The organism is Arenimonas sp. (assembly GCF_041919775.1).
In the GTDB taxonomy this organism is placed as follows: Bacteria; Pseudomonadota; Gammaproteobacteria; order Xanthomonadales; family Xanthomonadaceae; genus Arenimonas.
Genome location: NZ_JAYRTE010000003.1, coordinates 1 through 21,375 on the forward strand (window position 1 = coordinate 1; position 21,375 = coordinate 21,375).

The 21,375-nt window shown below is 67.0% G+C and carries 21 protein-coding genes; 10 read left to right on the forward strand and 11 right to left on the reverse strand.

The features are described 5' to 3' along the window. The first annotated feature begins 59 nt into the window (after positions 1–59). Together ACE3TE_RS02665 and ACE3TE_RS02670 are read left to right on the forward strand one after the other, a co-directional pair. Positions 60–542 (forward strand): SRPBCC family protein, encoded by a 483-nt coding sequence (locus ACE3TE_RS02665; RefSeq protein ID WP_374601933.1) that lies wholly within the window; start codon positions 60–62, stop codon positions 540–542. Beyond that, positions 542–1,420, forward strand: a complete 879-nt coding sequence (locus ACE3TE_RS02670; protein WP_374601935.1) for a sterol desaturase family protein — start codon at positions 542–544, stop codon at positions 1,418–1,420. Before ACE3TE_RS02665 ends, ACE3TE_RS02670 begins: the two co-directional genes overlap by 1 nt. On the opposite strand, the gene ACE3TE_RS02675 is transcribed toward ACE3TE_RS02670, so the two are convergent. Both ACE3TE_RS02675 and ACE3TE_RS02680 read right to left on the reverse strand, forming a co-directional pair. Beyond that, a complete protein-coding gene (locus ACE3TE_RS02675; protein ID WP_374601937.1) occupies positions 1,372–2,292 on the reverse strand; it encodes a hypothetical protein in 921 nt (306 codons plus the stop codon). The two genes, ACE3TE_RS02670 and ACE3TE_RS02675, sit on opposite strands and share 49 nt — an antisense overlap. Further along, positions 2,292–2,723, reverse strand: a complete 432-nt coding sequence (locus ACE3TE_RS02680) for a PepSY domain-containing protein (RefSeq protein WP_374601939.1) — start codon at positions 2,721–2,723, stop codon at positions 2,292–2,294. Before ACE3TE_RS02680 ends, ACE3TE_RS02675 begins: the two co-directional genes overlap by 1 nt. A gap of 118 nt (positions 2,724–2,841) precedes the next feature. On the opposite strand from ACE3TE_RS02680, the gene ACE3TE_RS02685 reads away from it, so the two are divergent. From ACE3TE_RS02685 to ACE3TE_RS02705, 5 genes are all read left to right on the forward strand, one after another. Further along, positions 2,842–3,189: a PepSY domain-containing protein gene (locus ACE3TE_RS02685; RefSeq protein ID WP_374601941.1), complete on the forward strand. Its 348-nt coding sequence runs from the start codon at positions 2,842–2,844 to the stop codon at positions 3,187–3,189. Beyond that, positions 3,189–3,851, forward strand: coding sequence for a response regulator transcription factor (locus ACE3TE_RS02690; protein WP_374601942.1), 663 nt, complete (start codon positions 3,189–3,191; stop codon positions 3,849–3,851). Before ACE3TE_RS02685 ends, ACE3TE_RS02690 begins: the two co-directional genes overlap by 1 nt. Continuing rightward, on the forward strand, positions 3,848–5,173 hold the full coding sequence (locus ACE3TE_RS02695) for an ATP-binding protein (RefSeq protein ID WP_374601944.1): 1,326 nt from the start codon (positions 3,848–3,850) through the stop codon (positions 5,171–5,173). The genes ACE3TE_RS02690 and ACE3TE_RS02695 overlap by 4 nt, the downstream gene beginning before the upstream one ends. Before the next feature lie 71 nt (positions 5,174–5,244). Next, positions 5,245–6,531: a phosphatidylserine/phosphatidylglycerophosphate/cardiolipin synthase family protein gene (locus ACE3TE_RS02700; protein WP_374601946.1), complete on the forward strand. Its 1,287-nt coding sequence runs from the start codon at positions 5,245–5,247 to the stop codon at positions 6,529–6,531. Beyond that, positions 6,528–8,648, forward strand: a complete 2,121-nt coding sequence (locus ACE3TE_RS02705) for a TonB-dependent receptor family protein (RefSeq protein WP_374601948.1) — start codon at positions 6,528–6,530, stop codon at positions 8,646–8,648. Before ACE3TE_RS02700 ends, ACE3TE_RS02705 begins: the two co-directional genes overlap by 4 nt. Before the next feature lie 52 nt (positions 8,649–8,700). Here ACE3TE_RS02705 and rpmG read toward each other — a convergent pair whose 3' ends face one another. The 8 genes from rpmG to ACE3TE_RS02745 form a co-directional block, all read right to left on the reverse strand. Beyond that, positions 8,701–8,865, reverse strand: a complete 165-nt coding sequence (gene rpmG / locus ACE3TE_RS02710) for a 50S ribosomal protein L33 (RefSeq protein WP_034224346.1) — start codon at positions 8,863–8,865, stop codon at positions 8,701–8,703. A 13-nt stretch (positions 8,866–8,878) separates the two neighbouring features. Then, the gene (gene rpmB / locus ACE3TE_RS02715) at positions 8,879–9,115 is read right to left on the reverse strand and encodes a 50S ribosomal protein L28 (protein WP_339824784.1); all 237 of its coding nucleotides are present in this window, start codon (positions 9,113–9,115) and stop codon (positions 8,879–8,881) included. 221 nt (positions 9,116–9,336) lie between these two features. After that, positions 9,337–9,663 carry a lipid-A-disaccharide synthase N-terminal domain-containing protein gene (locus ACE3TE_RS02720; RefSeq protein ID WP_374601950.1) on the reverse strand — a complete coding sequence of 109 codons (327 nt, stop codon included), beginning with the start codon at positions 9,661–9,663 and terminating at the stop codon, positions 9,337–9,339. 7 nt (positions 9,664–9,670) lie between these two features. Next, positions 9,671–10,396 carry a glycosyltransferase family 2 protein gene (locus tag ACE3TE_RS02725; RefSeq protein ID WP_374601952.1) on the reverse strand — a complete coding sequence of 242 codons (726 nt, stop codon included), beginning with the start codon at positions 10,394–10,396 and terminating at the stop codon, positions 9,671–9,673. A gap of 72 nt (positions 10,397–10,468) precedes the next feature. After that, positions 10,469–11,374, reverse strand: coding sequence for a ParB/RepB/Spo0J family partition protein (locus tag ACE3TE_RS02730; protein WP_374601954.1), 906 nt, complete (start codon positions 11,372–11,374; stop codon positions 10,469–10,471). Next, the gene (locus ACE3TE_RS02735; RefSeq protein ID WP_374601956.1) at positions 11,371–12,153 is read right to left on the reverse strand and encodes a ParA family protein; all 783 of its coding nucleotides are present in this window, start codon (positions 12,151–12,153) and stop codon (positions 11,371–11,373) included. The genes ACE3TE_RS02730 and ACE3TE_RS02735 overlap by 4 nt, the downstream gene beginning before the upstream one ends. Positions 12,154–12,183: 30 nt before the next feature. Then, complete coding sequence (gene rsmG / locus ACE3TE_RS02740; RefSeq protein WP_374601958.1) at positions 12,184–12,831, reverse strand: 16S rRNA (guanine(527)-N(7))-methyltransferase RsmG; 648 nt, start codon at positions 12,829–12,831, stop codon at positions 12,184–12,186. A gap of 115 nt (positions 12,832–12,946) precedes the next feature. After that, positions 12,947–13,336 carry a hypothetical protein gene (locus tag ACE3TE_RS02745; RefSeq protein ID WP_374601960.1) on the reverse strand — a complete coding sequence of 130 codons (390 nt, stop codon included), beginning with the start codon at positions 13,334–13,336 and terminating at the stop codon, positions 12,947–12,949. 650 nt (positions 13,337–13,986) lie between these two features. Here ACE3TE_RS02745 and ACE3TE_RS02750 point away from each other — a divergent pair. From ACE3TE_RS02750 to ACE3TE_RS02760, 3 genes are read left to right on the forward strand one after another with little or no spacing between them, the layout of a single operon-like run. Beyond that, positions 13,987–16,035 carry an N-6 DNA methylase gene (locus tag ACE3TE_RS02750; RefSeq protein ID WP_374601962.1) on the forward strand — a complete coding sequence of 683 codons (2,049 nt, stop codon included), beginning with the start codon at positions 13,987–13,989 and terminating at the stop codon, positions 16,033–16,035. Further along, a complete protein-coding gene (locus tag ACE3TE_RS02755) occupies positions 16,032–17,240 on the forward strand; it encodes a restriction endonuclease subunit S (RefSeq protein WP_374601964.1) in 1,209 nt (402 codons plus the stop codon). The genes ACE3TE_RS02750 and ACE3TE_RS02755 overlap by 4 nt, the downstream gene beginning before the upstream one ends. A 25-nt stretch (positions 17,241–17,265) precedes the next feature. After that, on the forward strand, positions 17,266–20,496 hold the full coding sequence (locus ACE3TE_RS02760; RefSeq protein ID WP_374601966.1) for a type I restriction endonuclease subunit R: 3,231 nt from the start codon (positions 17,266–17,268) through the stop codon (positions 20,494–20,496). A gap of 117 nt (positions 20,497–20,613) precedes the next feature. Here the strand turns inward: ACE3TE_RS02760 and ACE3TE_RS02765 are convergent, their stop codons facing one another. Continuing rightward, positions 20,614–21,342 carry a hypothetical protein gene (locus ACE3TE_RS02765; protein ID WP_374602268.1) on the reverse strand — a complete coding sequence of 243 codons (729 nt, stop codon included), beginning with the start codon at positions 21,340–21,342 and terminating at the stop codon, positions 20,614–20,616. Positions 21,343–21,375: the final 33 nt, after the last annotated feature.

Genomic DNA, 21,375 nt, shown 5'->3' on the forward strand with positions numbered 1-21,375 from the left:
GCCGCGAAGCTTCTCCCCCTCCCGTGGACACCCCCGCCGCCGCGGGTCAAAATCAGGCCATGCGCCTCACCGTCTCCGCCGAACGCAGCCTGCCCTGCACCCCTGAAGTCGCCTTCGAATTGGCGACCAATCCCGACCGTTTCCCCGTGTTCTTCACCGGCTTTGGCCCGGTGCGCGGCATCAGCGGCATCCGCCTGCACTCCGACCTGGCGGTCGGCAGCCAGCGCCGCGTGCATCTGGTGGACGGCAGCGTGCTCACCGAACGCGTGGTCGAACACGACCCGCCGGTGCGCCACGGCTACACGCTCAGCGGCTTCCGCCCGCCGATGGCCTGGCTGGTGTCGCAGGGCGAGGCCATGTGGAGCCTGGCCGGCCACGAGTTCGGCTGCCGCGTGCGCTGGGACTACGAATTCACGCTGGCCAGGCGCTGGCTGGCGCCGGTGGCCGTGGTCGTGCTGCACCTGTTCATGCGCCGCGCCATGCACCGCTGCCTGAAGAACATGGCCCGTTCGCTCGAAGCCCCGCTGGAAGCCGCGCCCTGATGGGCGAATGGCTGCTGCTGGCGCTGGCGCCGGTGTTCCTGGGGTTCGTGATCTGGGAAGCCTGGTACTGGCGCCGCCGGCAGCCGGCGATGTACAGCTGGCGTGACACGCTGTCCAACGCCAGCCTGGCGCTGATGCACCAGGGCGCCGACGCGCTGGCCTGGCTGCTGCTGATCGGCGTGTTCTGGTGGGTGCACCAGTTCCGGCTGTTCGAGATCCCGACCACCTGGTGGACGATCGCGCTGCTCTTTGTCGCGCAGGACTTTTGTTATTACTGGTTCCACCGCGCCGCGCATCGCATCCGATGGTGCTGGGCTTCGCACGTCACCCATCATTCGTCCGAGCGTCTGAACCTGTCCACGGCGTTCCGGCAATCGATCACCTATCCGATCTCGGGCATGTGGCTGTTCTGGCTGCCGCTGGCCTGGGTCGGGTTTTCGCCCACGCACATCGTCACCGTGGTCGCGATCAACCTGGCCTTCCAGTTCTTCGTGCACACGCAGGCGGTGGGGCGGCTGGGCTGGCTGGAACACGTCTTCAACACGCCTTCGCACCACCGCGTGCACCACGCCAGCAACGGCCGCTACATCGACCGCAACTACGCCGGCGTGCTGATCGTCTGGGACAAGCTGTTCGGCACCTTCGAACCCGAGGACGCGGGCGAGCCCTGCCGCTACGGCCTGGTCAAACCCGTGCGCAGCCACAACCCCCTGGTGCTGACCTTCCATGAGTGGGGCGACATGCTGCGCGACGCCTGGCGTGCGCGCGGGCCGCGGGCGCGGCTGGGCCAGCTGTTCGGGCCGCCGGAGCGGACGCTGTCGCAGCGTCCTCATCCGCGTCCGCCGCGTTCGTCGGCCCCGGCTTCGACGGCGTCGTAGGTTCCGGCCCACAGGGGCGCCGGCTGGCGTTCGCCGGCGACCAATACCCGCCCCGGGGTGGCCGACAGCACCAGTGCTTCAGCCTTGTGGATGTCCGGGCGCGGCAGCGCCTTCGGAGGGCGCGCGAGTACCTGCGGCCAGTCTTCGCCGGCGGCGCGTTGCCAGCGGTACATCCCGGTGTAGGTGAGCAGTACCAGGTCGCGGCCGTCGGCGCTGATGTCCATCGCCGTGGCTGCGCCCTGCACGCTGCCCGCGGGTGGCGATGCCAGAAAGGTCGCGGTGACGGGCGCGGCTGCGTCGCGTGCGGACAGCGGCACGCGGTAGAAGCGCGGGACCGGGTCGCGTTTGCTCACCAGCAGCAGGTCGCCGGAACGGGCGTCCACCGCCATGCCTTCGACGTCCCGTGGTCCATCCGGGAACCGCAGGCGCAGCGACCATGCGATGCCAACGCTGGCCTGCCCGGGCCCGGGCTCGGGCACGGCGTGCACGACCACGGATTCGCGGCGTGCCCGGTTGTCGCCCGTGTCGCCAAGCAGCAGCCAGGCGTTCCCGCCGTCGCGCCAGCTGGCCAGGCTTTCGGTGTCGTGCAGCCAGGCGCCGGTGACCCAGACCCTGCCCAGGGCCCGCCCATTTTCGTCGAGCCGGAACAGGCGCGGCAGGCTGCCGCTGTCGTTTATGCCCCAGAGTTCGCCGGCGTGGCCCGGGGATGTTTCCAGGCCACTGAGTTCGGTGAGGGACCGATCCTCTAGCCAGTGCGCGCCCGTCGGCAGCACCGGAGCGGGGTCGCCGGCGCAGGCCGCCAGGGCCAGCGCCAGCAGGCAGGGCCAAACCCGCGCCACGGGGGCGCGGGCGTCGTCTGTGGTGAACGGCATCAGTCGTGGTCGGGGCGCGCGTCGATGATGCGACCGTCGTAGCCGCTGATGCGCAGCTCCATCAGCTGGCCGTCGGGGCCCATGGCGTCGGCGTCCCAGAGGGCGCCATCGCGGTCGACGTCATGGATTTCCCGGTAGCCGGCCGACTCAAGCGCCGCCAGGACTTCGCTGAGTTCGATCAGGCGGCGCGGGGAACGGGCGTCGAAGATCTCGCCATTGGCCGGATCCACCGATACTTCGCCCCAGCGGCCGTCGTCGCGCTGCACTTCGGCCTCCCACAGGCCGTCGTCGAATTCCAGTTCGCGCACTTCCCCGTAACCGGCCGCGCGCAGGGCGTCGAGCGCCTGCTGGCTGTCGGGCATGGTGGCCTGGGCGGCAGCGAGGCCGGCAAAACCCAGGGTCGCGGCGCAGGTGAGGATGAGGGTTTTCATGATGGGGCTCCTTGGTGGCGTCGGATGACGCGTCGGGGGCCAGTTTCCGGAGCCGGCCTAACGCGGCCATGATCGAGCCGTTCACGCTGCTGTTAATGAGCTGGGGCATGCTGCGCGCATGCGACTGCGAACCCTTGCCCTGCTGAGCCTGGCTGCGATTGCGCAGCCCCTGACGGCCAGTCCGCCGGCCGCCGGTGGTCGCGCGGTCACGGCCGCGCCTGCGGAGGCACCGGTCCTGCGCCAGCGCGACCACGAGCGCGTCCGCGATGCGGTGGCGCGCGGCGAGATGGTTCCACTGGAAACGATCCTGGCGGACGCGCAGCGTCGGCACCCGGGCCGGGTGCTCGAAGTGGAGCTCGAGCACGACGAGTACGAAGTAGAGATCCTGGGCGCCGACGGGGTGGTTCGCGAGCTCGAGTACGACGCGCGCACCGGCGAGCTGCTCGAGGTCGAGGTCGAGGACTGATGCGCGTATTGCTGGCAGAGGACGATGCCGCGCTGGCATCGCAGCTGGCAGGCGCACTGGCCGCGGCCGGATACGCGGTCGACCATGCCGAAGATGGCCAGGACGCGGAGTTCCGGGGCCAGACCGAGGATTACGACGCTGCGGTGCTGGACCTGGGCCTGCCCGGCATGGACGGCCTGGCCGTGCTCGACGCCTGGCGCGGCGCGGGGCGCCGCTTGCCGGTGCTGGTGCTGACGGCGCGTGGGCGCTGGCACGACAAGCTGGCGGGCTTCGATGCCGGCGCCGACGACTATCTGGTCAAACCCTTCCCGGTCGAGGAGCTGGTGCTGCGCCTGCGTGCCCTCATCCGCCGCTCCAGCGGCCACGCCCACCCGCGCATCCAGCGTGGCGCGCTGGTGCTCGACGACAATGCAGGGCGATTCGAGATCAACGGCGCCCCGGTCCTGCTGACAGCGCAGGAGCATCGCATCCTGGCCTACCTGGTGCATCGCGGCGACGCGGTGGTCAGTCGCGCCGAGCTGGGTGAACACGTCTACGAGCAGGGTTACGACCCGGATTCGAACGCACTGGACGTGCTGATCGGACGGGTCCGGCGAAAGATCGGCGGCGGCCGCATCGTGACCGAACGCGGCAAGGGCTTCCGCCTGGTGGACCTGCCATGAGCTTCCGCCGTTCGCTGCGCCTGCGTCTTCTGCTGGTCGGGCTTGCAGGCGTGGCGGTGGCGGCCTTGCTGCTCGCCTTGTGGCTGGGCCAGGCCTTTCGCGAGGCTTCACAGCGGACGTTCGACCGGGAACTGCAGGAGGAGCTGCACACCCTGCTGGTGGCCCTGGAAGCCGACGAACAGGGCAGGATATTCCTGCAGGCCGAACCCGAGGACCAGCATTACGCCCAGCCGCTTTCGGGCCACTATTGGTGGGTGATGGCCGGCGATCTGCAGTTCCGGTCGCGATCGGTCTGGGATGCGCAACTGCAACTGACCGTACCCACGGCTCCGGGACCTGCGCAGGTGCTTGAAATGCCGGGTCCACGCGACACACCGCTGCGCGCGATGGTGCAGGCGGTGGCGTTCGAAGGCGTTCGCTCGCCGGTGGTGGTCGTGGTAGCCGCGGACCGGACCCTGCTGGAGGCCGAAGCCGCGCAGTTCCGCTGGCTGGCCGGTGGCGCGGTGGCGCTGGTGACGGTTTGCCTGCTGTTGCTGCTGGCTCTGCAGATGATGTTCGCGCTGCGGCCACTGACCAAACTTGCGGACACCGCCAACCGCGTGCGCCGCGGCGCCACCGACCGATTCCCCGAAAAGGGCCTGCCCAGCGAAGTGGCGCCGCTGGCTCGCCATCTCAACGAACTTCTCGACCACCACGACCGCAGCGTGCGTCGCGCCCGCACTGCCGCCCAGGACCTGGCGCACGCGCTGAAGACACCGCTTTCGGTGTTGTCGCTGGAAGCCGCGCATCCGGGTGAAAAAACCGGTGAGGTGGTGGCGGAGCAGGTGGCGAGGATGCATGCCTCCGTGGACCGCCACCTGGGGCGCGGCGTGGCGATCGACCAGCGTGGGCGCACGCCGGTGGCACCGGTGGTGGACGCTTTGCTGGCCCTGATGCGGCGGGTGCACGACGGACGCGGCCTACGCTTTGAGCGCTTGCCGGGCGACGACCTGGTGTTCGCCGGATCCCGCGAGGACCTGGAGGAAATGCTGGGCAACCTGCTCGACAACGCCGGAAAGTGGGCGAGGTCCTGCGTCCGGGTGGCCTGGGGCGCTTCCCGGGACAGCCTGTGGCTGGAGGTTCGCGACGACGGCCCGGGTCTGCCTGAGTCGGAACGCGAGCAGGCGCTGGCTCGCGGCGTCCGCATGGACCAGCGGCAGCCCGGTTCAGGCTTGGGCCTGGCCATCGCATCCGACCTGGCGGAAGGCTACGGCGGCCGCCTCGTGCTGGGTCCGGTGGAGCCGTCCGGACTGTGCGCGCGCCTGGAGCTGCCGGCCGCCTAGCGACGGCGGGTTGGCCGGCAGCCCCCGGGGGCTGGCACACTCGTGGGCCGCCCCCCACCGGAGCACCGCGCATGGACCCCCGACGCCGTCGGAAACTCAAATGGGTGCTGTACACCGTGGCGGCGACCATTGTCGCGATCGCCATCGGCGCCAACTTCGACGTCCCAGAAAAGCAGCTGGAACGAAAGATCGAGCACCTGCACGGGGTGGGCAGCGCCCAGTTCCGGCGCGAGGTGGCTTCGCTGCTGGGCCCCGCGGTGGTCAACGGCAACCATGTCGAGGCCTACAACAACGGCGTGGAAATCTTCCCGGCCATGCTCGAGGCGATCAACTCGGCCGAGCAGACCATCAATTTCGAAACCTACATCTACTGGTCGGGCGACGTCGGCCGCCAGTTCGCCGAGGCCTTCGCCGCCAAGGCCCGCGAAGGCGTGAAGGTGAACGTGATCATCGACTGGGTCGGTGGCCTGAAGATGGACGAGGAGCTGCTGGCGATGATGGAAGACGCCGGCGCCCGCGTGGAGCTCTACCGGCCGCTGGAGTGGTACAACATCAGCCGCCTCAACAACCGCACCCACCGCAAGCTGCTGGTCATCGACGGCAAGGTCGGCTTCACCGGCGGCGTCGGCATCGCCGACGTCTGGAGCGGCAATGCGGAGGATCCCCAGCACTGGCGCGACATGCATTTCAGCGTGCGTGGCCCGGTGGTGTCGCAGATGCAAGCGGCCTTCAACGACAACTGGATCAAGTCCACCGGCGAGGTCCTGCACGGGCCGGCCTATTTCCCGCCGCAGCCGGAAGCCGGCGACATGGACGCGCAGGTTTTCGTCAGTTCGCCGGTGGGCGGCGGCGCGACGATGCACCTGATGTACCTGATGGCCATCGCCGCGGCGGAAAAGAGCCTGGACATCCACGCTTCGTACTTCGTGCCCGACGAGCTGGCGGTGGACGCACTCCAGGCCGCCATCAGGCGGGGCGTGAAGGTGCGCATCCTGGTACCCGGCAAGCACATCGACTCGGAAACCGTGCGCATCGCCTCGAAAAAACTCTGGGGCCCACTGCTCGAGGCCGGCGCGGAAGTCTATGAGTACAAGCCGACGATGATGCACGTGAAGATGATCATCGTGGACGACTTCATGGTGTCGGTGGGCTCGACCAACTTCGACGAGCGCAGCTTCCAGCTCAACGACGAGGCCAGCCTGAACATCTACAACCGCGAGTTCGCGCTGGCGATGCGCGAGGTGTTCGAGCGGGACCTGCGCCGCACGGAAACCTACGACCACCAGAAGTGGAGCGAACGTCCCTGGACCGAAAAGTTCATGGAAACGGCGATCATCCCGCTGCGTTCGCAGCTGTGAGTCGCGGCGTCCGCCGGCTGCTCGCCGCCGCGCTGGCGGGCCTGGCCGCCGCGCCGGCGGTTTCGGCGCAGCCGGCGCCGGCCGAGGCACCGACGGTGCAGCTCGAGCCCCTGGTGGTGACCGCCACGCGGCAGCCGTTGCCGCGGCTGGAGGTGCCGGCGGCGATCAGCGTGCTCGACGCCGGTGACCTGCGCGGTGCCCGCGCCGCGCTTTCGCTGTCCGAATCCTTGCCGCGCATCCCGGGCGTGGTGGTGCGCGAGCGGCAGAACCAGGCCCAGGACGTGCAGCTTTCGATCCGCGGGTTTGGCGCGCGCGCGAGTTTCGGCGTGCGTGGCGTGCGCCTGTACGCCGACGGCATCCCGGCGACGATGCCCGATGGCCAGGGCCAGGTGTCGCACTTCCTGCTGCCGGCCGCCGAACGCATCGAGGTGCTGGGCGGGCCGTTCTCGGTGCTCTACGGCAACTCCAGCGGCGGCGTGGTGTCGGTTTTCAGCGAGGCGCCGCCGGCGCAGGCCGGGGCGGGCGCCGAAGGCCTGGCCGGCTCCGACGGCCTGTGGCGCGCATCGGCCTCCTGGCGCGGGCCGGTGGCCGGAAATGCCGGGCTGCGCCTGGACCTGCAGCGCGCCGCCGCCGACGGCTACCGCCGGCATTCGGCCTGGCGCCGCGACGGGGCCCAGCTGCAGCTGCGCGGCCAGACCTCGCACGGCGGCGAGTGGACGGTGCTGGGCAACCATCTCGACCTGGCCGCGGACGACCCGCAGGGCCTGACCGCCGCCCAGCTTGCCGGCGACCGCCGCGCTTCGAGCCAGGGCGCGCTGCTGTTCGACACCCGCAAGACCGTCTCCCAGCAGCAGCTGGGCGCACGCTTCGCGCAGCCGGTCGGCGACGGCCACGAACTGGCCCTGGTGGCCTACACCGGCCGTCGCCAGACTTTCCAGGTGCTGTCGGTCCCGGTGTTCGTGCAGGCCAGCCCCAGCTCGGGCGGCGGCGTGATCGACCTGGATCGCGACTACCGCGGCTTCGACGCCCGCTGGCGCTGGCAGGCCACGGACACGCTGTCGCTGGTGCTGGGCGCCAGCCAGGAGCGCGCCGATGAAACCCGCTTGGGCTTCGAGAACTTCATCGGCAGCCAGCTGGGCGTGGTCGGTGCGCTGCGTCGCGACGAAGACAATGCCGTGCGCAGCGACGACGTGTATGCGCAGTTGGACTGGCAGCCCACCGATCGCTGGCGCTTCAACGGCGGCCTGCGCAGCAGCCGGGTGCGCTTCGATTCGCTCGACCGCTACGTGCGCGCCGGCAATCCCGACGACAGCGGCACGCGCCGGTATTCCCGGGTGTCGCCGGTGTTGGGCGTGCTTTACCGGGCCAGCGAACGCACCAGCCTCTACGCCAATGCCGGCCGCGGTTTCGAAACCCCGACTTTCGCCGAGCTGGCCTACCGCAGCGACGGCGCCAGCGGCCTGAACGAGCTGGCGCAGGCGCTCAGCCGCCACGTCGAACTGGGCCTGCGCTGGCAGCAGGCGCGCTGGCAGGGCGACCTGACGCTGTTCCAGGCCACGACCACCGACGAACTGGTGGTGGCGGCCAGCCAGGGCGGGCGCACGGTGTTCGCCAACGCCGGGCTGACCCGTCGCCGCGGCGCCGAACTTTCGCTGGCAATGGAGCTGGCGCCGGCCTGGTCGCTGGCGGCCAGCGCCACCTGGCTCGACGCCCGCTACCGGCGCGACGTGCCGGCCTGCGACACGCCGCCCTGCGCCGACGGCCTGCGCATCGAAGCCGGCCGCCGCCTGCCCGGCATCGCCACACGCACGGCCTGGGCCGAACTGCGCTGGCAGGCCGGCGAGCGCACCGACCTGTGGCTCGAGGCCCGCGCCAGCAGCCATTTCTACGCCGACGATGCCAACACCGCCGCCGCGCCGGGCCACGCCCTGCTGGGCCTGGGCGCCGAACAGCGTTTCGGCGACGGCCGCTGGACCGCCTGGGCGCGCATCGAAAACCTGGCCGACCGCCAGGTCATCGGCTCGGTGATCGTCAACGAAGGCAACGGACGCTACTTCGAGCCGGCGCCGGGGCGCACCTTCATGATCGGCCTGCGCCTGGATTCACCGCTGCAATGAAAAAACCCGCCACGAGGGCGGGTTTTCCAGGAAGCGATCGAAGCCGTGGGGCTTACTTGATCTTGCCTTCCTTGTACATCACGTGCTTGCGGACGACGGGATCGTACTTCTTGATCTCCATCTTGTTCGGGGTGGTCTTCTTGTTCTTGTCGGTCGTGTAGAAATGACCGGTGCCGGCAGAAGACGTCAGGCGGATCTTGTCGCGCTTGGATGCCATGGTTCAGTCCTCCTCAGATCTTTTCGCCGCGGGCGCGCATTTCGGCCAGGACGGAGTCGATGCCGTTCTTGTCGATGGTGCGCAGGGCGTTCATGGAAACACGCAGTTTGATCCAACGGTTTTCCGAGGCGACCCAGAAGCGGCGCTCGTGCAGGTTGGGAAGGAAACGGCGGCGGGTACGGTTGTTGGCGTGCGAGACGTTGTTGCCGCTCTGCACACCCTTGCCGGTAACTTGGCAAACTCGGCTCATTGTAGAACTCCTGGGTCAGGACTGGCCGCCCATAGCCCGGGCGGCGGCGGCCCCGCGCGGCGGGCCGGGTGGCCTGCAGGCGCATGCGATGCGGGATACAGCGAACGCTCCGCCAGGGGCCGGGATCGCACTACCGGGGCCAGGGCCTGGGGGCAGATGCGGAGCGAGCCGCGCATTATGCCCGCAGGCGGGCCCCGGGGCAATACTTATCCACAGGGGGGCTAATGCCCGGCCCGGTCGCGGTGCCAGCCGCGGTGCTGGATGTCGAGGTACAGGCTGTAGGCCGCGGTGAAGGTGGGGAAGAGGTTCTGCAGCACGCCCACCGAGTCCTGTTTGGACGAGAACAGGAAATAGCTCAGGGTCATCAGCGCCCCGACCAGGCTCATGTACCAGAACACCCGCGGGATGACCGGCTTGCCGGCCCGGCGCGAGGCGAAGAACTGGACCACCCAGCGGCCGCCGAACATCAGCGCGCCGGTGTAGCCGATCAGCTTCCACGGGGTGACGTGCAGGCCGGACCAGTCCAGCCACATGATTTCCTGGTTCATCATGGACTTACTCCAGTTCGCGCACGGCGGTGCGCCGGCTGCGCGCGATCAGCCAGGCCACGCCCATCAGGTCGCGGACGCCGACCAGGGCGCGGCCCAGGTTGGTGTACTTGGACGCCCCGGCGCCGCGCGGCCGGTGGTTCACCGGCACGCTGGTGGTGCGCCAGCCGGCCCGCTGCATCAGCGCCGGCAGGTAGCGGTGCATGTGGTCGAAATAAGGCAGGTCCAGGAAGGCGGCCCGCTCGAAGAGCTTGGTGCCGCAGCCGGTATCGGGCGTGGCGTCGCGCAGCAGGCGCGAGCGGATGGCGTTGGCCCACTTCGAGGCCCATTTCTTGCTGCCGGTGTCCTGGCGGTTGACCCGCCAGCCGGCGTAGAGCTTCACGTCGGCCGGGCCGGCGTCGCGGGCCGCCACCAGCTTGGGCAGGTCAGCGGGGTCGTTCTGGCCGTCGCCGTCGAGGGTGGCGACCCAAGGCGCGCGTGCGGCCTTCACTCCGTTGCGGATGGCGGTGCTCTGGCCCGACTGGGTTTCGTGCGCCAGCACCCGCAGCTCCGGGGTCGTCGCGCGGGCGCCCTGAAGCAGCGCCAGGGTGCCGTCGCGGCTGTGGTCGTCGACGAAGATCACTTCGAAGTCCAGCACGCCGCGCAGGGCGGCCACGGTTTCGGCCAGCAGCGCCAGCACGTTGCCTTCTTCATTGAAGGCGGGGATGACGACCGACAGCTGCGGGGAACTCACGGGGTGGACGGGCCTGGGTGCGGATCGATGGCGGATTCTCGCAGGTCGCCCGTTAAGACTTGGCTACGCCCGTCAGCCGCGCAGGCGCTCGAGGATGCCCTCGAGGCTGTCCAGGCCGTGGTAGCTGATCACCAGCTTGCCGCGGCCGCCGCGGCCGTGCTGCACGGCGACCTTGGCGCCCAGCTTTTCCGACAGCTCGCGCTCGAGCGCGGCGATGTCGGCGTCGGACTTCTTCTCCGGCCCCTTCGCGGGCTTCTTGCCGGGGATCTGGCCCTTGGCCATCAGCTGGGCGCGGCGCTCGACCTCGCGCACCGACCAGCCTTCGGCCACGGCTTCGCGGGCCAGGGCCAGCGCGGCCTGCGGCGCCAGCGTGAGCAGGGCGCGGGCGTGGCCCATTTCCAGCTGGCGCTCCTCGAGCAGCTTGCGGATGCCCTCGGGCAGCTCGAGCAGGCGCAGCAGGTTCGACACCGAGGCGCGCGAACGGCCGACGGCTTCGGCAGCCTGCTGGTGGGTGAGCGAGAACTCGTCGATCAGCCGGCTCAGCGCCAAGGCTTCTTCGAGCGGGTTGAGGTCTTCGCGCTGGATGTTCTCGATCAGCGCCATCGCGATCGAGGCGCGGTCGTCGACCTCGCGCAGCACCACCGGCACGTCGGTCAGGCCGGCCTGGGTGGCGGCGCGCCAGCGGCGTTCGCCGGCGATGATCTCGTAGCGGGCGACGCCGGCCTTGTCCTTGCCGATGGCGCGCACGACGATCGGCTGGATCAGGCCCTGGGCCTTGATGGACTCGGCCAGCTCGGTGAGTTTGTCCGGGTCCATGCCGCTGCGCGGCTGGTATTTGCCGGGCTGGAGCTGGTCGATGGGCAGCGTGTGCAGGCCTTCGCCGCCGGACGAGGCCTCGCCTTCAGGCGCCGCGCCCTTGTTACCGGTGCCCAGCAGGGCGTCGAGGCCGCGGCCGAGGCCGCGCTTCTTGCTGCTCATGCCATCTCCTTGTGCATCTTCTTCTCGCGCCGCACGATCTCGCCGGCCAGGCCCAGGTAGGCGATGCCGCCGCGCGACGAGCGGTCGTAACCCACGATCGACTGCCCGTGACTGGGCGCTTCGGCCAGGCGCACGTTGCGCGGGATGATCGAACGGAACACCTTGTCGCCGAAGTGGCGCGTCAGCTCGCCCGAGACCGCGTTGGCGAGGTTGTTGCGCACGTCGAACATGGTGCGCACGATGCCTTCGATCTCGAGCTGCGGATTGAGCTTGCCCTTGAGCGCGTTGATGGTGTCCACCAGCGAGCTCAGGCCCTCGAGCGCGAAGTACTCGCACTGCATCGGCACGATCACGCCGTCGGCCGCGGCCAGCGCGTTGAGCGTCAGCAGCGACAGCGAGGGAGGGCAGTCGATGATCAGGTAGTCGTACTTCTCGCGCAGCGGCGCCAGCGCGGTCTTGAGGCGCTGTTCGCGGGCCGTTTCGTCCATCAGCCGGATCTCGGCCGCGGTCAGGTCGATGTTGCCCGGCAGCAGGTCGTAGCCTTCGGGCGACTTCACCACCACCGATTCGGCCGAACATTCGCCCAGCAGGACTTCGCAGGCCGAATTGGCGAGCTCGCGCTTGTCCACGCCCGAGGCCATGGTGGCGTTGCCCTGGGGGTCGAGGTCGACCAGCAGCACACGCCGGGGCGTCTGCGCCAGCGCGGCGGCCAGGTTCACGGCGGTGGTGGTCTTGCCGACCCCGCCCTTCTGGTTGGCGATGGCGATGATGCGACCCATGGGGTCTCCTTGCGCGGCCCGGACCGGGGATTATGCCGGCTTGGCCGGGTCACGGGTGATCGTGACCAGGTGGCGGTCGCCTTCCAGGCCCGGGACGACCAGGGTTTCCAGGGCCTCGACCCGCCAGCCGGGCGGCATGGCGGCGATTTCGGCGTCGGGGCGCTGGCCCTTCATGGCGAGCAGGCGGCCGTCGGGCGCCAGCAGGTGGCCACCGACTTCCAGAATGCCGGCCAGGGTGTCCATCGCGCGGGCGGTGATCTGGTCGAAGGCGCCGGGCTCGTCCACGGCTTCGGCGCGGGATTCCAGCACCCGCACGTTGTCCAAACCCAGGCTGCGGACGACTTCGCGAAGGAAGCGGGTCTTCTTGGCGATGCTTTCGACCAGCGTGACCTGCAGGCCGGGCACGGCCAGGGCCAGCGGGATGCCGGGCAGGCCGGGGCCGGTGCCCAGGTCGGCCAGGGTGCCGGGCTTCACGTGGCGCCACATCGACAGCGAGTCGAGCAGGTGTCTGGCCACCATCTCGCGCGGGTCGCGCACGGCCGTGAGGTTGTAGGTGCGGTTCCAGCGGTCGAGCAGGGCCAGGTAGTCCAGCAGCCGGCCGGTCAGCGGCTGCGCCGGCAGGCCAAGCGCGGCCAGCCCGGCTTCAAGCTCGGGCAGGAGGTGGGAAAGCTGGTTCATGCCGCCATTATCGGCGTAGAACCGGGGTCAGAGTCGAATTTCCCTCGCGTCGCGTCGCACCGAGGTCCCACTTCGCGCGAAATTCGACTCTGACCCCGGTTTTGGACTCCCGGTTTCAGGCGACGCGGCAGCGGATGACGCGCAGGCCCTTGGGGGCCAGCTGCAGGTTCATGGCGGTCTTGAGGGCGTCGGCGGCGATGGGGGCATCCAGCAGCGGCAGGGCCTCGCGGATGACCAGGGCGTCGATGTCGTCCAGGGCCTCGCCGGCCAGCGCCGGGTCGAGGATCTGGTAGTACAGCTCGGCTTGCGCCCCTTTGGCGCCGACCACGGACAGGTGGTGGCCGATCAGGCAGACCGGCTGGCCCAGCTGGTCCAGCCCCGGCAGGGTCCAGCGCCAGCCCGGCCCCAGGGCGCGGACGAAGCGCCCGAAGCGGTGCACGGTGACCACGCTGTTGTCCGGCACCCGGCGAAAGCCGGTCAGCCAGGCCAGGGGGGCGAGGGGCATCGGCAGGGGCAAGAGCGGGGACATGAATGTCATGGTTGCCAGTTACTTAGCCGGGGTTTCTGAAGCATAGTCTAGTTAACGTGACTGTTCCCGGAATTCGGCCACCCCGCTGCCGGACCTGGCCGGCTGGGCAGAACACCAAAGTCCGTACTGGAAATACGGCTTATGGTGTTTCTGGTCATTTCTTGCCCACGTACGGACTATGGTGTTTTTAAGAAGGCCCAAATTGCTTCAGAATCAACGACCTGCTGTATTCCAGTACGGTGGGCGGACTTTCAGCAGGACCTGCTCAAAGGGGAAGGCGCGTCCTGCCTCGCGGCGGCCGGAAGGGGGTGAGGTTTGGAGTTGTCCGTGGATCTCAAGCCTTATTCGACGCCAGGATGACCGCGACGCCGCTTGACCGGCTGACCCACCACTGACACATCGTCGAGGCCGGGAACGACTCGTGCTGGTTCCGGTACAGCAGCCGCACAGCAAAAACTAAGATCCGGGCCCGGGTGCAAAAGGCGAGGGAGAGCGCCGAACCAGCCAAGGGACTTGGTGGCTGAGGCTACACTGCGACCAAACCCGGGGCTGGATTCCCCCGGTCCATTCCCTGGGCAATTTTCAGCGCGCAGGGGTGGTCATTTTTTGGGCGCACGTAAATACCAATGAGCCAACTCCAGAACATCGAAGCTATCGAGAAGCGCCTGTGGAGCGCCGCCGACCTCCTGCGCGCCAATTCCGGCCTGGCCAGCAACGAGTACTTCATGCCCGTGATGGGCCTGATCTTCCTCCGCCATGCCTACAGCCGCTACCTGGCGGTTAAGCCGCAGATCGAGGCGGGTCTGCCCACCCGGGGCGGCAAGGTCCGCGCGCTGACCAAGGAGGATTTCAGCCAGCAGGGCGCTATCTTCCTTCGCCCGGAAGCCCAGTTCGATTACCTGGTGTCCCTGCCGGATTCGGCCGACCGTGCGGCGGCGATCATCAATGCAATGGAGGGCATCGAGGCCGACTACGCCGCCCTGCGCGGCGTGCTGCCCAAGGCGGACTACCAGAAGATCGGCAACGACGACCTGGGCGAGTTGCTGCGCAAGCTCAACCCCGAAGAGCTCAAGTCCGCCAACGGCGACATCTTCGGCCGCATCTACGAGTACTTCCTGACCCAATTCGCCGACCAGGGCGCGCACGACGGTGGCGAGTTCTTCACCCCAATCTCCATCGTGCAGATGATCGCCAACCTGATCGAGCCGGAGCGCGGCAGCGTGCTGGATCCGGCCTGCGGGTCCGGCGGCATGTTCGTGCAGAGCGCCAACCTGGTGGAGCGCAACCACGGCGACCCCAGCAAGGCGCTGACCTTCTGGGGCATGGAGAAGAACGCCACCACCATTAAGCTGGCGCAGATGAACCTGGCCGTGCACGGGCTGCAGGGCAACATCGCCGAGGCCATCAGCTACTACAGCGACCCGCACGAGCTGGTGGGCAAGGCCGACTACGTGATGGCCAACCCGCCGTTCAACGTGGACGAGGTGGACGCGGAAAAGGTCCGCAACGACCCGCGCCTGCCGTTCGGCCTGCCCGGCGTGAACAAGGCGGGCAAGGTCAGCAACGGCAACTACCTGTGGATCTCCTACTTCTACAGCTACCTGTCCAAGCGCGGCCGCGCCGGCTTCGTGATGTCCTCGCAGGCGTCCAGCGCCGGGCGCGACGAAGCCAAGGTGCGCCAGAAGCTGGTAGAAACCGGCGACGTGGACGTGATGGTGGCCATCCGCGGCAACTTCTTCTACACCCGCACCGTGCCCTGCGAACTGTGGTTCTTCGACAAGGCCAAGCCCGCGCAGCACCGCGACCACGTGCTGATGCTGGATGCCCGCAACGTCTACCGCAAGGTGACGCGCAAGATCTACGACTTCAGCCCGGAGCAACTGGCCAACCTGACCAGCATCGTCTGGCTCTACCGCGGCCAGCAGGGCCGCTTCCTGGCGCTGGTGCGGGAGCATCTGTATGCCAGCATCCAGGCCGCCCTGGCCAGCCAGGCCCCGCTGCGCGAGGCGTACGGGGCGCTGGCCGCGTGGGCCAACCTGCTGCGCAGCCAACTGCAAGAGGGAGAGGCATTCGCGGCGCAAAGGGCATTGGATGATGCCGTCGAACAGTTCAACCGGGACTTCGTGGCCTTCAACGCCCAGGCCAATACCGTCGCCGCGGACGGGATCCCGGACGGTGCGGGCAACACCGAGCTCCATAAAGCCGCAGCGCGCTTGGCGCCGCTGGCCGACGCCAGCCGCGACCTGGTCAAGGCGGTGGATCACCTCTACAAGCTCGCCGGGCATGCGCTGGACGCCAGGCAGGGCGACGCCAATGGCCGCGACCTCAACCGCCAGCGCAAGGCCGCGGACGAGGCCCGCAAGGCCGCGGTGGACGCGCTGAAGCCGGTGCGCTACTTCCACCGGCAGGCGCTGTGGCTGCAGGAACGCTTCCCGGACGCCGAGCTGCGCGATGTGCCCGGGCTGGTGAAGCGGGTCAGCCGCGCCGAGATCGAAGCCAACGACTGGTCGCTGACGCCCGGTCGTTATGTCGGCGTGGCGCCGGAAGACGTGGACGAGGACTTCGATTTCGAGGCCGCACTGCGCGACATCCACGTCGAGCTGACGGGCTTGAACGAGGAGGCTGTTGCGCTGGCGGCGAAGATTGCGCGCAACTTTGAGGAGTTGGGGGCGTGATCGAATTTGTTGGTCCGATCAAAGACGTCTGCCTGGGTATCTATGATGGACCGCACGCTACTCCGAAAGAGTCTGATGTTGGTCCGGTGTTTCTTGGAATCAAGAATGTCACCAAGGACGGCCGTCTAGACCTGTCGGAAATCAGGCATGTTTCCGAGCAGGAGTTTACGCAGTGGACTCGGCGTGTCGTGCCCCGTAAAGATGACATTGTTTTTTCTTACGAAGCGACGCTGCACTTATATGCGTTGATTCCGGAAGGGTTCCGCGGCTGCCTGGGTAGGCGAATGGCTCTGGTTCGCCCTGACACAACCAAAGTGGTTCCTCGGTATCTTCACTACTATTTTCTGTCGCCTGCTTGGAAGGCGCTAATGCTCTCCAATGTCATGACGGGTGCGACGGTCGACCGCATTCCGATTGCCAGATTCCCTCGTTTTGAGGTGCGACTTCCGCGCCTGTCCGCCCAGCAACGAATCGCCGACACGCTCTCCGCCTACGACGACCTCATTGAAAACAACCGCCGCCGCATTGCGCTGCTGGAGCAATCCGCCCGCCTGTTGTACCGCGAATGGTTCGTGCACCTGCGCTTCCCCGGCCACGAGCACGTCAAGGTGGTGGATGGCGTGCCGGAGGGGTGGCGAAATTCAAATGTCGGCCAGGAGGCTGATTTCGTCGGGCGGGGCATCACGCCCGCGTATGACGACGAGGCCGATGGGCTTGTGATCAACCAAAAGTGCATCAGGGATCGTCTGCTCAATTTGAATCAAGCAAGAAGGCAGTCGAAGGTTGTGCCTGATCAGAAAATTGTTCGTTTTGGGGATGTTTTAATCAACTCAACAGGGGAAGGTACGTTGGGGCGAGTGGCACAGGTCCTGAAGGAGGTTCCCAACTGCACCGTGGATTCCCATGTCACCATCGTTCGCCCATCTGGACGTATTGGATCGCTTTATTTAGGTCGAGCTATTTCCGAGTTCGAAGAGTTGCTGAAGACAATGGGGCGTGGCGCAACTAATCAAACCGAACTTTCGCGTGATGACGTATCTGCGCTCTCGATTTTGGTTCCGAGTTCATCAATCGCAAGTGAGTTCGAGGATCAGATGTCGCCCGTTATCAGGCTGATCGTCAACCTCCTCGATCAGAATGAAGCTCTCAGCCTAGCGCGCGATCTCCTGCTCCCCCGGCTGATGAGTGGCGACCTGGTGGTTTGATAGGCTGGGCACAGGGGGCTTCCGCATGGCGTTGAACGAAGACACGCTGGTCCAGCAGACCACCGCCGACTACCTGCGCGATGTGCTGGGTTGGCGCAGCGAGTATGCGTACAACACCGAGGCGCTGGGCCCGGAAGGCAGCTTCGGCCGCAAGAGCGAACAGGAGGTGGTGCTGACCCGCATCCTGGGCGAGAAACTGATCGCGTTGAATCCGGGCCTGCCCGACGCCGCCTACCGGGATGCGCTGCGCCAGATCGTGGAGGTGGGCGCCGGCCTGCGCGGCATGGCGGCCAACCGCGAGAAATACCAGCTTCTCCGCGACGGGGTGAAGGTCAGCTACCGCAAGCCCGACGGCACGCTGGAAGCGCGCACCCTGCGCGTGTTCGACTTCGACACCCCGGAGAACAACGACTTCCTGGCCGTGCGCGAGCTGTGGGTCAAGGGCGAGCTGTACCGCCGTCGGCCGGACATCATCGGCTTCGTCAACGGCCTCCCGCTGCTGTTCATCGAATGCAAGACCATCCACAAGAACCTGCGCAAGGCCTTCGATCAGAACCTGAAGGACTACCAGGACACCATCCCGCATCTGTTCCATCACAACGCCTTCTTGCTGCTGGCCAACGGCAGCGAGGCCAAGGTCGGCGCGCTGGGCGGCAAATACGAGCACTTCCACAACTGGAAGCGGCTGGAGGAAGCCGAGCCCGGCGTGGTGGACATGGAAACCCTGCTGAAAGGTGTCTGCGACAAGCGCAACTTCCTGGACCTGTTCGAGAACTTCATCCTGTTCGACGACGTGGGTGAGCGCACCATCAAGATCGTGGCGCGCAACCACCAGTTCCTGGGTGTGAACCGCGCCATCCGCGCCGTGGCCAACCGCGCGCAAAACCAGGGCAAGCTGGGCGTGTTCTGGCACACGCAAGGCAGCGGCAAGAGCTATTCGATGCTGTTCTTCACCCGCAAGGTGCACCGGCGGGTGGGCGGCAACTACACCTTCGTCATCGTCACCGATCGCGACGACCTGGACGGCCAGATCTACCAGACCTACGTGGGCTGCGGCGTGGTGGGCGAGGGCGACGACGCCCGCGCGGCCAGCGGCGCGCACCTGAAGGCCCTGCTGGGCCAGCACAAGGGCTACGTCTTCAGCCTGGTGCAGAAGTTCAACGAGCAGGTGGACCCGGACAACCCCTATTCGCGGCGCGACGACATTATCGTGATCAGCGACGAGGCGCACCGCACCCAGTACGGCACGCTGGCGCTGAACATGCGCAACGCGCTGCCGGGCGCCAGCTACATCGGCTTCACCGGCACCCCGCTGATGGGCGACGACGAGGTCACGCGCCGCGTCTTCGGCGACTACGTCTCCACCTACGACTTCCGGCGCGCGGTGGACGACGGCGCCACCGTGCCCCTGTACTACGACGCCCGCGGCGAGAAGCTCAAGGTCGCCACCGATGACCTGAACCAGCGCATCGCCGACAAGCTGGCCGAGTTCGAGGACGAGCTCAACGCCGACCCGGACGCGCAGCGGCGGCTGGAGGCGGCCATGGGCCGCGATTACCACGTCATCACCGCCGATGAGCGCCTGGACCGCATCGCCCGCGACTTTGTCCGGCATTACGCCGAGGGCTGGGAAAGCGGCAAGGCGATGTTCGTCTGCATCGACAAGCCCACCTGCGTGCGGATGCACGGGCTGATCGAGAAGTACTGGACCGAACACATCCATGCGCTGACGGTCCGGAACAACAGCGAGACCGACGACCAGACGCTGGCGGAGCGGACCCGCCAGCTCAAGTGGATGGGCGAGACCCGCTTCGCCGTGATGGTCAGCGAGGAGCAGGGCGAGGTGGACCGCTTCCGCCGGCTGGGGCTGGACATCCAGCCGCACCGCCGGCTGATCAAGGAAGGCTGGAGCATGCCCGGCGCGCCCAAGCCGCTGAGCATGGAGGATGCCTTCAAGAAGGCCGACCACCCGTTCCGCGTGGCGATTGTCTGCGCGATGTGGATGACCGGCTTCGACGTGCCGACGCTGGGCACGCTGTACCTGGACAAGCCCCTCAAGGCGCACACTCTGATGCAGGCCATTGCCCGCGCCAACCGCGTGGCGGAGGGCAAGACCAACGGCCTGATCGTGGACTACTGCGGGATACTGAAGAACCTGCGCCGCGCGCTGGCGACCTTCGCCGGGGCGACGGGAGAGGGCGAACCCGGCGGCGAGGGCGTGGACCCCGCGCAGCCCGAGGAGCGACTGCTGGAGCTGCTGGACGGGGCCTTGTCCGAGGTGACGGTGTGGCTGAACCAGCGGCAGGTGCCGCTGTCCGCGATCGTGGACAGCACCGGCTTCCAGCGCAACAAGGCGATTCTGGACGCCAAGGAGTCGATCAACGAGAACGACGAGACCCGCAAACGCTTCGAGCTGATGGCGCGCGCGGTGCTGGGCCGCTTCAAGTCCTGCGTGCATGTGGCCGGGGTCAATGACCGGCGTGCGCGAGTGGATGCAGTGAAGATTCTCTACAAGAGTCTACGCGAGGACATCGAACGTGCCGACATCAGCCACATCATCCAGGCGCTGCGCAATGAGGTGAACCAGGCCATCGTCACTACGAGTGAGCAGACTGCCGAGGGCGGATATCGCGTCGAGGAGAGCCGGCTTTTCGATATCAGCAAGATCGACTTCGCAAAGCTGTTGGCCGAGTTCCAGCGCAGCAAGCGCAAGCAGACGGCGGTCCAGAGCCTGAAATCCGTCATCGAATCGCGTCTGGCCAAGCTGCTTGCGATGAATCCCATGCGCAAGGACTACCAGGAGCGCTATGAGGAGATCGTGGCTGACTACAACCGCGACGTCGATCGCGCCACCATCGAGGCCACGTTTCAGCGCCTGCTATTGCTGACGCAGGGGCTGAGCGAAGAGGAGCAGCGTGCGGTCGAGATGGGGCTCGATGAGGAGTCTCTGGCGATGTACGACCTGCTGCGCAAGCCGGATCTGGACAAGGCCGGCATCGAGAAGCTGAAAAACGTCTCCAAGGGCTTGCTGGCCACCATCAAGGTGCGGCTGGCCGAGATCGCCGACTGGCAGGCCACCGAAACCAACCGCGACACCGTGCGCATCACTATCCACGACTACCTGTTCGCGGACGCAACGGGCCTGCCGGTAGACAAGTACGACGAGGAGGACGTGGAGCTGAAAACAGATGCTGTGTACGAACACGTTTGGCGGGTCTATCCAACTGTGCCGTCGCCAATCTATTCATCGAACTGATTGGTGCGTTGGGTAGACATCAAGGTTGGTGAAAGACGCCAAAGATTTCTAACTACTGGGCGTTTGCCAACCGGGGAAGCTTGCGACACCGGTCCTGAACGGAATAGACCCCCATGGTTAGCTCGAGACAGCGATAAACCCCGCCTGAGTTGCACATAGAGCAACATCCTCACTGCAGCGCGCCGCAGCTGCCACACGCGTCACTAGCTCGTCATGAGCGGATGCGCTCGCATCCGCCCCCTGTTCTCGAATCAGCGATACCGCACAGCAAAAGGCCCGGCGCAACTCCTGCTTGCTGTAACGTTTGCCACTCTGCTCTCTTGCGGTTGAATAGCTCTCCACAACGTCGCGCATCCGCTCACGCACATACGAAAGATCAACCTCGAAAGCATCAGTGATTGCTGAAGCAGACGGAAGCAGAGCTATATCGCTCTCGACCAATCTCTCCATGGCCAGCTTCAGGCTCTCAAGTGTTTGCTTCAACGGCCGGCGTAGCGAGAAATGGGTAAATGACCTGCGCGCACCCTCGATCAAGGGTTCGGCCGCTGCTGACTCAGGTGAAAGCAGTATCTCCTCGACGCTCGTTCCGTGAAACGAAGCAAAATTCAAGTACTGCGTCATCGTGGGCTTGAGCTGTCGATCCCCCTTCTTCCAGCGCAACTCAAGATTCAACATGCTGGCTTTCACATAGCCGGAAATCGGCTCGCCCTCCTGCCAACGGGCAAGAACTCTTTGAAAATAGCGGTCAAACGTATCTGCCCTTAGCGGCGCTTCCGTGGCCGAGGCCACCCGTGCAGTCAGTACGCACTGCAGGTTGACCCAGTCTTCGTAGTGGCCAATATCCATCGCCTGAGGCCGCGAACCTAGTGTGTGCAGGCA